Source organism: Cyclobacterium sediminis, assembly GCF_054781075.1.
Genome location: NZ_BAAGVC010000010.1, coordinates 101,909 through 115,617, shown reverse-complemented (window position 1 = coordinate 115,617; position 13,709 = coordinate 101,909). Strand labels below are relative to the sequence as shown.

The 13,709-nt window shown below is 39.4% G+C and carries 6 protein-coding genes; 2 read left to right on the top strand and 4 right to left on the bottom strand.

What is annotated here, in order from left to right; genetic code table 11:
* Nucleotides 1-16 precede the first annotated feature (16 nt).
* On the bottom strand, nt 17-1,924 hold the full coding sequence (locus ACYVHJ_RS11980; protein WP_460515059.1) for a heparinase II/III domain-containing protein: 1,908 nt from the start codon (nt 1,922-1,924) through the stop codon (nt 17-19).
* Between the two features lie 115 nt (nt 1,925-2,039).
* Complete coding sequence (locus tag ACYVHJ_RS11975) at nt 2,040-2,648, bottom strand: Uma2 family endonuclease (protein ID WP_460515057.1); 609 nt, start codon at nt 2,646-2,648, stop codon at nt 2,040-2,042.
* A gap of 362 nt (nt 2,649-3,010) precedes the next feature.
* Between ACYVHJ_RS11975 and ACYVHJ_RS11970 the strand changes: the two genes are divergently transcribed.
* Both ACYVHJ_RS11970 and ACYVHJ_RS11965 read left to right on the top strand, forming a co-directional pair.
* Nucleotides 3,011-4,603, top strand: a complete 1,593-nt coding sequence (locus tag ACYVHJ_RS11970; protein WP_460515055.1) for an aminotransferase class V-fold PLP-dependent enzyme — start codon at nt 3,011-3,013, stop codon at nt 4,601-4,603.
* Nucleotides 4,604-4,989: 386 nt separating this feature from the next.
* Nucleotides 4,990-8,259, top strand: a complete 3,270-nt coding sequence (locus ACYVHJ_RS11965) for a VCBS repeat-containing protein (protein ID WP_460515053.1) — start codon at nt 4,990-4,992, stop codon at nt 8,257-8,259.
* 142 nt (nt 8,260-8,401) lie between these two features.
* Here ACYVHJ_RS11965 and ACYVHJ_RS11960 read toward each other — a convergent pair whose 3' ends face one another.
* Together ACYVHJ_RS11960 and ACYVHJ_RS11955 are read right to left on the bottom strand one after the other, a co-directional pair.
* Complete coding sequence (locus ACYVHJ_RS11960) at nt 8,402-10,072, bottom strand: RagB/SusD family nutrient uptake outer membrane protein (RefSeq protein WP_339902698.1); 1,671 nt, start codon at nt 10,070-10,072, stop codon at nt 8,402-8,404.
* Between the two features lie 19 nt (nt 10,073-10,091).
* On the bottom strand, nt 10,092-13,157 hold the full coding sequence (locus ACYVHJ_RS11955) for a SusC/RagA family TonB-linked outer membrane protein (protein ID WP_339902699.1): 3,066 nt from the start codon (nt 13,155-13,157) through the stop codon (nt 10,092-10,094).
* Nucleotides 13,158-13,709: the final 552 nt, after the last annotated feature.

Here is a 13,709-nt window from a genome sequence, read left to right as displayed (position 1 = left end):
GCATGTTGTGGACCAGTTATTCCCCTATTAATCGCACTTTTATCTCTCCTTTATTTCCCTCAAAAATCCATGCAGGAATCCTTAGTTCTATCCTTTTAAGGTTTTCAATTTGCCGATCCAATTCAAGTGGAGCCGGATCCAGAGAGATGACAGACAAGGAAATCTCCGGATGAGTTAAGTTTTCTAACCTTAGGGTTTTGCCCTCTTGAGTCAATACAGCTCCACCATCTACAAGTTTAATATCTGCCTGCGTCATAAGTTGCCAGGTGATCAATTTTGTAGCATCGTTGGTTTCAATTTGGTCTTCGATGATAATTGATCTTGGGCTGTCTTTTGTAAATTTTCTTGTTGCACTTTTCAGCTGGCCTTCAAATGTCGGTGTAAGGTCAAAAGTGGCTTCAGGCTTTTCTCCATCTTTAAAGTCTACTATCGTAGCCAAACCATCGACCACATGCCGCTTATTATCCACTGAGATGGTACTATGTCCAAAATTATTCTTCGTAAGTAATTTCCACCGATCACATTCCTGACATCTGCTCCAAAGATCGAAACCGGCTCTTGACAGTAAGCCATAGCTCTGATTGCCCGGATCGATTACCCATCGAACGCCATTTAATTCAAAAATGAAAGAACCTGCATCCATATTCCCATGGCTTATCGATCCTCGACCTCCTTTTCCTCCAAAATAATAACCTTCTTTATTCTCTCCCTGACCGGTAAATATTACCAATGGGTTGGCTCCTTCACCTTTCCAAGCATTAGGAATAAATCCTGATCCCTTTTCTTCGAATTGTGCTGTCCAAACTAATCCTGCTCCTGCCAGCCGTGAAAGCTTTCCTATCTCCTCAGGCGTTTGCATAAATCTTTCATGATTCAAATAATTCTTATCTCCTGTTTTGGAGGCAAACCAACTCAAGGTAAAATCAGTATACAGCTCCGGTACGTCCGGGCTATCGGCATAATTGTATAATAGTTTGGAAGGAGCCAAGGTTAAAAGGCCGAAATTTGCACTCTCTTTAAAGCCCGGATATTCACTTATTCCAAAGTCTGTCCCAAAAGCGCTTTCCAGCATTGCCGCAGTTACTACTGAAAACATTGTCCCATATCCCCAATAGGTTGCCCCCTCTGGATAAGCTCCATCCGGAGCATATGCTGCAAGCGCATGATTCAGGCCTTCAATTGATCTATTCATGGTTTTTGCTGCCAATTCCGGGTTTTCCTCAGCAATGGCAATGGAGGCTGCAATCATACCGGCATTGCAAACTTGATTCCAGTTGTTAGTTCCATTAACCCATCGAGGAGTTTCCCCATTTTCGGGCCAACTGGGCATAATCCCCTTTTCTATTAATGATTGTTTCGCCAAAGTGATGGTAGATTTCGGTAATTCCCCTGCGGTCCAATCTAGCGCCAAGGCAATAGCCAATGACATTTCTCCTACATCGAGAAAATGCTTTGGGTTCCAAGTAGGGAAATTGCAAGCAGCAAGCACTTCTTCATTTAACCTTTGCAAAATTTCCGGATCCTTTTCAACGAAATAAACCATTCCCAACTTATTAACACGATATAGGAAATTTCTAGAAATACCGAGCTGGTTTTTTTGAGACCGTGGATTATCTGGGATGTCAACTGTAATTAAATTCATTGCTAATACTGATTCAGTATTGTACTTGATTGCCTGAAAAATATGCTGAGTAAGTGGATCGGTTTGAAGCTTTTCTCTAAGCTTCTTTTCAATGGCTTGATTTAGTACCAATCTAGGTTGAGATTTTCGAAGATTCTTTTTCAGGTACTGTACTGATATCGGGTTTTCGAGTTGATACGTATGAGAATCTTGATTTCTTGGCAACTGAGCATAAGCCCACTCGCTTATAAAAGTTAAAGTGAGTAGGCTGGTTAGCAATATTAATTGATTTATTTTTTTCAAGACAGTTGTACTTTTATAGTGATGTATAATTGAAAAAATACCTTCAAAGTGCGGAATCACTTTACTAGAAATAGAATTTACCGGGGAATTTTCATCTTAGTATCGATTATAAATACTATTCGATATCCCTAAAAAACTCTTCCAAATTCAGTTTAAACCCTTGGATCACTTTTGACTCCGCCACATCTCCGGAGGTAAGCAAAAGGGATGGAACGTATTTTCCATTCGTAAGTCTATAGATTAACAAATCCTTGGTTTCAGCATGAATGATCCAGTATTCCCGGACTCCATTGGACTCATAGAGCTCGAACTTATGCTTCAATTCGGTATTACTCTTGCTTGGAGATAGTATTTCCACAATTAAGTCTGGCGCTCCTATGCAGCCTCTATCATCCAATTTTTTCCGATCACAAATTACACAGATATCCGGCTGAACCACATCATGGATTTGATGATCTGCTTTGGACGCTTTTGGGAAACGCACATCGAAGGGTGCATCGTAAACTTGACATGATTTGTCTTCCAAAAAGTAATAGAGTTTAGCAGCCAACTTTATTGAAATTCGCTGATGGATACGTTTTGTGGTGGCAGCTGCTTTTTTTAAGGCTTTACCTTTGATCAGTTCGACCACTTCCTCCATCTGCCATTTTAGGTAATCGGCATAAGAATAATTCCCATATTCCAAATCCGGTTCATTGACATTATCCGGTTTTTTGACTTCCATACTATAAATATACTGATTTTAGGACTATTTTAGAGATAGTGTATTCTATATTATGGGGAAAAGTATGCTTCTACATTGAGTCGAAAAGAAAATCAAAAAAAAGATATCGGAAGAAAAGAATGGATTTTAGAGAGACTGGAAATATTTGTGCTTATTGTCTTTGAAGGTAGTGTTGATCTTTCAGTTGAATACCTTCGGTTAAATAATCGTTAGAATTTTGGTGATTCAGGATGCGTTCATTGGTTTACATCTTCCTCAAACATCAATGCTAAATTATTCATCCATGAGAATTAAAATTAAATTCTAATTCGGACAAGAATCTAATTATATACTATTACCTTTTATTTTGAAAAAAATTGATCATGATTAGCAGAAGAAAAGTAATAAGTATTTTATCAAGCCTACCATTTGGCGGTCTGCTTTTAGGAGCGCTTGCAGGCACAAATGGTGCTAAGTCAATGCCTACCACTAATCTGTCCCCAAGTAAAAAGGTTCTTGGCAAAAGTATCTATGACTCGATAGGAGTACGCCCACTGATTAATGCCCGAGGTACTGTTACGGTCGTAGGTGCAACCAGGGTCTTGCCGGAAGTACAAGTAGCGATGGACGAGGCGGTAAAGGACTTTGTTCAAATTGATGAATTGATGAATGGAGTAGGACTACGCTTAGCAGAAATTACAGGGGCGGAATGGGGCGTGGTGACTTCCGGTGCATCTGCTGCAATAACTGTTGCGACAGCTGGATGCGTGACTGGAGGCGACCCTGATAAGATTTGGCAAATCCCCAATCTGGAAGGAATGAAGGATGAAGTAATTATTCCTTATTATTCTCGCTCAGCCTACGATGCTGCAGCAAAGGCGGTGGGAGTGAGAATGATAGAGGTAAATACCCCTGAGGAATTGAAAGCTGCCTTGGGTCCCCGAACAGCTATGATTTTGGTTTTGGCCGGTGGCGCCTCTGAGGAGGGGCCCCTTTCACTAGAAATTATCGCTGCACTTGCCAAAACTCTTAAGGTACCAATCCTTGTAGATGCGGCGGCTGAGGGCCTAGAAGTTCCCAATCCACATATTGCTCAAGGGGCAGATATGGTTGCCTACAGTGGAGGAAAATATTTGCGAGGTCCACAATGTGCCGGCCTATTGATTGGCCGCAAAGATTTAGTCCAAGCTTCTTGGATCAATAGTGCACCCCACCATGGTTTTGGACGAGGGTTTAAGGTGGGACGTGAAGAGATAATGGGGATGCTGACAGCAGTAGAAATGTGGGAAAAGCGGGATCATGCCGCAGAGTGGAGAATGTGGATTTCTTGGGCCGATTATATTTCTAATCGTCTGGAGCAGGTTCCAGGGGTGAAGACAGCGCTTATTCTCCCAAAAGGAAGGTCAAACCGATCACCTTCTCTTCATGTGGAATGGGATATTTCTTTAATTCCACTCACAGGCCAAGATGTTGAAGAGCTTTTGTGGGACAACAATCCCCGAATTGCTGTTAGTGGTGCCGGGAGTTACCTTCCTTTCCCCCCAAATATGGAGCCTAACATACGGATCAACACTTCCCAACTAGTAGCAGGCGAGGAGAAGGTAATCGCAAATTGCGTTTATGAGTTGCTTTCCAATCCACCTCAGATGCAAAAGCCCACTTTCCCTGCCGCCTTTAACCTAAGTGGTCTTTGGGACCTGGAGATTCAATTCGTAGCAAGCATTGTAAACCAAACGCTCATGTTTGAACAAAAAGGAAATGAAATTTTTGGTACCCACCATGCTAGTTTCGGACCACGTGAGCTAACCGGTACGCTTCATGGCAATGATATTTTATTTCGAAGTTCTTATACTCGCCAAGGAGTACGCCTAAATTTCGAATTTACAGGAGTAGTGAGTAAGGATTCTATGGACGGTAAATTAAGTTTGGGTGAATACGGCAAGGCAGAATGGAAAGCAAAACGGCGACAATATTAGAACCAGCTGTTTAATAAAAAGTAGAGGAATAAATTATGGAGTGCGTTATAGTGAAATATTCCCCGATATAGTACCATTAAAAATATTACACTTTTTTTTATTCTTTGTATCCCATACTATTATTATACATGGGAAGACTTATCCAATTGTAATTAAAGGGGGCTTTTTATTCAATCTCAATTTTGCCGGAATAAGTTTCTGGAAGGGTTTTTAATTAAGGCTTTCTGATCGAACGAAAGTTTTGGTTTTCTCCTGTCCCCTCGGTTCCTTATATCATATTGGTGTTTCATCTTCCCGCTATGAATTAGTATAAAATATTCAATTAAATTTCTTTTGCCTCAATTCAAATTAGTAAATTAGTGGTTCATCATTTACCCTATAGAAAAATGAAAATAGCCGTAGTTGCACTACTATTTTTCTCACTTTTTGCATGCTCAGAGCCTAGAAACGAAAATTTTCTATTCAAGTCAATTCCACCCGAAATTTCTCATCTTAATTTCACTAATGAATTAAGGGAGTCCAATAATTTAAGTATTCTATATTACCTCTATTTTTACAATGGTGGTGGTGTGGCCATAGGGGATATCAATAATGATGGTCTGCAGGATTTGTATTTTTCCGGAAATCAAGTTCCAAATAAGCTGTTTTTAAACAAAGGGAATATGGAATTTGAAGACATCACAGAAATAGCAGGTGTTGCAGGCGCTTCCGACTGGAATACAGGAGTAACCATGGCTGATGTAAATGGTGATGGACTTCTTGATATTTATGTATGTGCAGTAGTAGGAATCCACGGGTTGAAGGGGGGAAATGAACTTTTTATAAACAATGGAGACCTTAGCTTTACTGAAGAAAGTAAATCCTATGGATTGGATTTTCAAAATTATGGCACCATGGCCTCTTTTTTTGATTATGACAATGATGGCGATTTGGACATGTATTTATTGAATCATTCCGTACATACAAATAACTCCTATGGACCAGCGACCATAAGGCATGACCGCATCGAGGAAAGTGGTGATAAGTTGCTTAGAAACGAGGGAGGTAAATTCATTGATATAAGTCAGGAAGCAGGAATTTTTGGTGGGGCCAATGGGTATGGACTTGGGTTGGCAACCGCAGATTTCAACAATGATGGATTCACAGATTTATATATCAGTAATGATTTTCATGAAGATGATTATTACTATATCAACAATGGAGACGGAACATTTACAGAACAACTGAAAGAAAGATTCAGTCAGGTGAGCAGGTTTTCTATGGGCAATGATGTTGGTGACATCAATAAAGATGGATTTATGGATATTATTTCCCTTGATATGCTTCCTGAAGATGAGAAGGTACTTAAATCCTCCATGAGTGATGATCCTATATATACCCATGATTTAAAAATTGAACGCTTAAAATACCATCCTCAGTATGCCAGGAATATGCTGCAATTAAATCGGGCAGGGGAGTATTTTCAGGAAATTGCACTTTATAGTAGTATTTCAGCAACTGATTGGAGCTGGAGTCCTCTTTTTGCAGATTATGATATGGATGGAAAACAGGATTTATTTATATCCACCGGTATTTCCCGACGACCCAATGACCATGATTATATCAACTATATTTCAAGTGATGAGGTAGAACGCCAATTTAATGCTTCCAATAAATTGGATCAAAAGGCAATCAATAAGATGCCTTCAGGGAAAGTGAAAAATTATATTTTTAGAGGTGGCGACCATCTGAAATTTATCGACCAAACCGGTAAGTGGATGGCTGATCAACCGAACTTATCTACCGGTGCTGCTTGGGCTGATTTAGATAATGACGGTGATTTGGATTTGGTAACGAATAACCTCAATGAGCCTGCAACTGTGTACAGAAATAACCTGGAAGAAAAGGCAGGCTATTTAAAAGTTAAAATTCAATTTACCGCACCCAATACATTTGGCATTGGCACCAAGGTATTCTCTTGGCATCAAGGAGAGATGCAAGTAAAGCAGTTGTTCACAGCCAAGGGCTTCCAATCATCTTCTGAACCATTGATACACTTTGGATATGGAGAAGTAAACAAAATTGATTCATTACTTATCATTTGGCCGGACAATACCTATGAAAAAATGTATGAGTTGGCGGCCAACCAAAGTTTGGAACTCAAACCCGGTGAAAATCGCCAAAATATAGATTATTCACAACTCTTTCCCAAAGTTCAACCATGGTTTGAAAAACTTAGCACTTTAAAAGGATTGGAATACCAACACCAAGAAAACAGGTTTATTGATTTTAATCAGCAAAAGTTGATTCCTTATAAAATTTCTGACCGGGGTCCAGCTGTGGCAGTGAATGATCTGGATGGCAATGGTAGTGATGATGTGTTTTTTGGAGGAGCCAAATCTCAGGCTGCAAAGGTTTTTCTCCAGGCTGAAGGAGGTTTTATCGATAAACATTCAGAGGCCATTGATTTTGATTCATTGCGGGAAGATGTCTCTGCAATAATAGAAGATCTTAACAAGGATGGGAGAAATGATTTATTTGTGGTATCTGCAGGAGGGGAGTTTTCTGAAGAAAATGAAGCTTTAAGGGATAGGCTTTATATTAATGATGGGAAAGATTTCACTAAAAAAGATTTTCCATCACAGCTTGCAAATGGAGCTGTAGTAAAAGCTTATGATTATAATAAAGATGGCCATTTAGATCTTTTTGTAGGCGGGGGTGCTGTATCGAAGGATTTTGGGATAATACCGAAGTCCTATCTGTTGAATAATAAGGGCAATTCATTTGAAATGGTTGAAAACAAGTCACTTGAAAATATTGGTAGGGTCACGGATGCCATATGGACAGATTTCGATGGAGATAGTTGGGTAGATTTGATTGTGGTGGGAGAGTGGATGACGCCTAAGTTTATTAGAAATAACGAAGGAGATTTATCCGATTATACCGATGAAGTCTTCGACCAGGATTTGACCGGATTATATCGGGCAATTGTTCCATATGATATCAATGCAGATGGTGAAATGGATTATCTACTTGGTAATTGGGGATTAAACAGCAAATTCATTGCTAGTGAAGAACATCCTTTGAAAATGTACCATGCAGATTTTGATGGAAATGGAAGAGCTGAAACAATAGTAGCCTACTGGAAAGATGGTGAATATTATCCTGTTGCCGGACTTGATGAATTGGCCGGGCAAATGAGTTTTCTTAAAAGAAAATTCACATCCTACAAAGATTTTGCAGGTCAACCAATAGAGCAAATATTTGACAAAGAGCAGTTAGCCAAGGCAAGTCTTTTTACTGTAAACAACTTGGCATCAGGATACCTTTTTAATTCTGGAGGTAAATTTACCTTCAAGGCTTTTGATGCCCCTTTACAAGTTGCGCCTTTAACTACTTTTCTAAAGTTTGACTTTAATGGAGACGGTATGAAGGAAGTTTTGGCAGCTGGGAATTATTTCGGGCTTTCTCCTTATCATGGCCGTTTGGGTAGTTTAGCCGGGAATATAATTACTGTCGGAGGTGCAATCTTTGAAGGAGAACAGTTAGGGTTGGATTTTACTCAAAAAGCAGTAAGTAGTTTAGATATCCTTACCATAGATGGAGTCCGGCACCTTTTAGTAACCTATAACAACGAAAATCCAGAAATTTACAACCTTAATCTAATCAACAATTAACAATTAACAATTAACAATTAACATTTGATAATTATTGAATTAGCCATTTATAATTATCATTTTTCATAAAAAAACCGACAACTAAAATTTAGCTGCCGGTTTTGATTGTATGAAACCCCATTTTTAGGGGAACTGTTTAAGATTAATAACCAGGGTTTTGTTCAAGTACATTACTTGCCGAAAGCGCGGCAGTTGGTACAGGGAAACGTTTCAGATGGTCAGCATTAGAAGGAGTGTGATCCCACCATTCTTCCGTGGTAAAGAAACCTAACCGGATTAAATCGGTTCTTCTCCTACCTTCACCTAAAAATTCAATTCCCCATTCATCGGACATTCTGTATAAATCTAAATTTCCTGCACTAGCCGGGTTAGGGTCATTGCCCCCTTCAAAAGCCCTTTGGCGTACCGTGTTTATCAATTCAGCAGCTTCAGCTGCTTCTCCTAACCTTAACTGACACTCAGCCAGCATTAAATAAACTTCTGCCAATCTGAAAACCGGGTGATCTGCCGCCCATCTTAAGTTAAGGTCTTGGCTTGAAGCAACGGGGATTTTAACTAAGCGGATTCCTGTATTTTCTTCACCTGCGCCTATATTAGAGGGGAGTTCCTCGATAGTAGAATAGGTGGAGCCTAATTCGGAGAATCTTGCTACCTGATCTACAAATTCAAGCGGTTGGTCATTGTATTCCTCATTACCTATCACTTGGTCTCCAGTAATAGGGGAGATTTGTGGTCCTACCAAGAACATGCCCTCATAACTTCCTGAGCCTAGGTATTGGAAAGGTTTCTTTCTCAAGTCTGTGTCTTCAAATTTTTCGTAAGGTGAACCCAGTTTAAAATCTTCTGAATACAAAGAGCCATCAGGTTTTCTGGAGGGTTGCAAATGAGTACCGTTGTTTGAACCAAGGTCCACATCAAAGTAAACGCGGGAATTGTAATGATACATATGACCGTAATGAGTGTATTCTAATCGATTAAATTCCGACGGAATGGACCATATGATTTCAGGAGATTCATGATTTTCAAAGTCGTGTGGGCCACTCCATTCTGTATCCAAGCTATAATTTCCATATTCATTGGCAATGATTGCTTTGGATATTTCAGCTGCTTCTGCATACATAGGAATTCCTATATAAGCTTCAGCATTAAAGTATAACCTCGATAACATCACAGCTGCAGCTCCTTTGGTAATGGCTCCTTCTTGAGGTGTACCGTCCTCTTTTACAGACAAGTCGATAAGTGCCTGCTTTAATAAACCTTCAATGTGATCAAAAGTCTCTTTATCAGTACTTCTTGGTACATCTTCCTGATCCAAACTAGTAAATATGGGAAGTCCGCCATAGAAATCCAGTCCCCTTAAGTAGAAAAAGGCAATCAGTGCATCCAACTGACCAAGATGGGCTGCTTTATCTTCCTCTGTTAGGGCTAGTTCTTGGTAGTTTAATTTACCCAAGTCTTGCTTAACATCCAAGGCAAGAGCTACACCTTGTAGGGTTCCTCTCCAAGTTCCAAACAACTGAGATTCATCCGGTGTCCATTCATGATGCTGATAACGAGCATAGCGGCCTCCATCATACCAATGCCTACCTTTGGTAGTACGTGCAAAGTGGTCTCCAGAAAATTCTTGAGCCACCCATCTGTCTCCTGTCAAGTACCACCTGGCGTGGGTAAAGGGGCGGTAAAGCGCTGCCAATACATCTCCTTCAGTCTTGAAGAAGGTTTCCGGTACTACCCGGTCATACCAAACTTCATCCAAAGAACAGCTTGTTATGATGACAGTAAATAGAATTAATATATATTTTGTTATTTTCATTGTCTTAATTTTTTTGGCTTTAGAAATTTGCTTGTACTCCTAACATAAAAGTTCTGGTTTGTGGATAGGTTGCCCTTTCTTCAAATCCCGGATCCAAACCATTAATGTTTACTTCAGGATTTAGCCCTGAATAATTGGTGAGCACGAATAAATTTTGCCCAGTGGCATAAAGTCGTAAGCCTTTGACATGTTTACTTCCTTTTAAATCAAAGGAATAACCTACGGATAAAACATCAAGCTTTAAAAAATCCCCATCTTCGATCCAGTAGTCACTCAACTCTTTTTCCCCGGTAATATGCTTTTGTTCTTCGTAATTCTCTACCAAGACATTTCTAGACTCTAAAGGTATTCCATAGTAGAAATTAGGCATGTTGAATATGTCATGTCCTGCCCAGCCTCTGAAATAAGCATTTATATCAAAGTTCCCAATAGTGAATTGATTGTTCCAGGCAAGGATTAATTTCGGAATGGCATTACCAATAAATTTTTTATCCTGATTAGTTTTTGTTCTTTCCGTAACGTCAAATACTTCTCCATCGTCACCTCTCAGCATCCAGTTACCATCTTCAGTAAATCCGGCATGTTCCCATACAAAGAACCTTCCTATAGGTTCTCCGGGGAATAGTCTTACAGCATTACCCGGGCTTCCCGGAGCAGGAAATCCTTTTCTGTCCCAGAAAGTCTGGTTTCCCCAAAGGCTTACCAATTCACTCTTATAGGCAGAGCCAATCAAGGTGGTGGTATAATTGAAATCAGATTTGTTGATGGCATTCCAGGATACTTCAGCTTCCCATCCTGTATTTCTCAATATTCCTACATTCATGGTTGTTTTATCATGGATTGCCGGAGGTTGTGGAACAGAGATATCATAGATCAAGTCATCAACATCTCTTCTAAAAACATCAAACCTACCATACACATTACCTTCCAGAATGGCAAAATCAATCCCTAAATTGTATTCCTTTTTGGTTTCCCATTTTAGGTCTGTATTTTGGTTGTGGGAGACTCCATAAGTTCTTCTCCATTCTCCATTCATGAGCCACCAGGTATCGGGGCCATACATTCTAGTAGCCACTCCCGGTGCGAATCCTTCATTTCCTGTCTCTCCAAAACCGGCTCTTAGTTTTAAATTGGTGAATAAATTTTGGCTTTGCATAAATGGTTCATTGTGAATATTCCAGCCTAAGGATAGGGCAGTAAAATTTCCCCATCTATTCCCTTTGGCAAATTTGGAGGAACCTTCTCTTCTCAAACTGGCAGTAATCAAATACCTATTGTTCCAGCTGTAGTTCACCCTTCCAAAAAAGGCCATTAATCTTACCCTTGGGTTTTTATAGGAACCCAAGCCGGCCCTTCCTTCAGATAAAAACCTACCTGTTCCCAAATCATGTTCTTCTATACCATCTACAGCAAAATCTGAATTGTTTGCAGAAAAACCTTGTCCATTAAACTCCTGGAAACTATAACCTCCTACAGCATTGATGGTGTGGAGGTCAAAGGTTTCATCATAAGTGAAAAAAGCTTCTAAGGTATTGTCTTGAAATTCTCCATAACTATGGCTGGCATAGCCTGCGACTCCCTGATCCAGGGAGGTCTTATGCTGGGCAGATCTCCAATAGGTCCCATAATTACTTCCTTTGTTAAAGGAATACCTGGCAGTAAGAGATAAATTGTCAGACAGGTTAAACAACAAGGAGGTGGTGTTTAGTAGATATTCATATTTTCTTTGATTTTTCATCAAGCGAATATCCGCTACAGGATTATACCAATCATATCCTCCTGTCCATACATTCAGCCCATGAGGCATGCTCGGATCATAGGGAGTTTCTGTTGGGTTTAGCTGCAAGGCCATCCTGAAAATATCGTTATTTGAAAAGTTGGACTGCCTTTCACTATAGGAAAGATTGTTTGTAATCCTAAGGAAGCCTTCAAACAAGGTAAAATCAGTATTGATTCTGGCTTGTAAATCATTTCTGTCTGAACCTATGGCTAGACCTGTTGCATTGTTATTACTAATGGTTGCACGGATTCTGGCATCTTCCACTCCTCCGCTAAAGCTTAATACATTTCTGTAGCTTAAAGGCGTATCATTGGTGACTTCATTGAACCAATCGGTGTTGTGTCCAAGGTCATTACCCAGGCCCTCCTCAAGAAATTGATCCCTACCAAGAGGTTCATTGTAACGACGTACAGTGGTAGCGAACACCTCGCCTGTATAGCTCACAGTTAATTCTCCGGATTTAGCAGACTTGGTAGTAATTAAAATTACGCCACCGGAAGCTCTGGTACCATAGATAGCAGCTCCGGAGGCATCACGCAATACCTCTATTGATTCAATATCTTCTTTTACTACTGAGTTGATGTTTCCACCTGGTACGCCATCAATGACAATAAGTGGTCCTTGAGAAGCATTTACTGAGTTTACTCCACGCAACTGGATCGATACACCTGCATTGGGATCAGCACCATTGGTGGATTGAATACTTAATCCGGGAACTTTTCCCTGAATGGCCATTAATGGAGAAACTGTGCCGGCTACAAAATCCTTCTCATCCAAAGAACTAACCGCACTCGTGAGGTTTTCCCTATTGACAGAACCATAACCAACTACTACGACTTCATCCAAGGAGGCAACATCTTCTGCCAAGGTGACATCAATATTGCTTTGATTGTTTACTTCTATGCTTTGCGTTTCAAATCCAATAAATGAAAATACAAGGGTTGCATCCTCGGGAACAGTTATGGAGTATTTACCATCCAGGTCAGTAGCCGTACCGAAAGAACTTCCGGGTATGGAAACTGTCACTCCCGGGATTGGTTCTCCTTCCTGATCTGTTACGGTTCCGGTAACAGTTATATCTGCTCGATCGGATGAAATGCTACTTGCAAAAGCTTCAACATTTGTAAGTGAAGCAGAACCTTTTCCACTAGGCAATAAAAATTGCTTTCGGGAATTTTCTAAGCTTTTTTCTCTACCCTTTTTATTTTCAGCAATTAGGTAATCCATGCTTGCGCACTGGATAATAATTGCCATCGAAAACAATCGCATTAAGGGTTTCACATGTTTTAATAAGGGTTGTTTCATAATTTTGATTTTAGGTTTTTTAAAATGGTGCAAATCACCGATAAATTGAAAATTGACATGATTACAATAAATGATAATGATAATAAAAAGTTAACTAAAAAACAGTTTAAATTATTTTAAATTTAGTTTATTAAATAAAAAACATTAATTGAAAATATATAAATTGTTTTTATTAATTATTTGGTAAAAAAAATTATAATTAATCTATTAATAAGAATAAAATAAATTAATACTTAAAATTTTAAAAATGTAAAATATAGTTAGGTGTGAGCGGTCTTAGGTGATTTTACTGCGTTTGGTAGGAAATGAATCAACCCTATAAATCGAAATAAAAACTTGATCAAACTTAGATTTGATATTCTTCAGTCGGTTTTGGTTTTTTGTAAAAAGAATTGGGTGCCTTGAAACAGAGCCGAGTCTATAAGGAAGATTGATGGGGTGATTAAATTTGGGCTTATTTAATCCACTTGTTTGAAAAGATCGTTTTCTCATGCTATTTTGTGACGCCAATTCTTTTGTTTAGCTAGCTGAAATCCACCAAATAACCAAAAT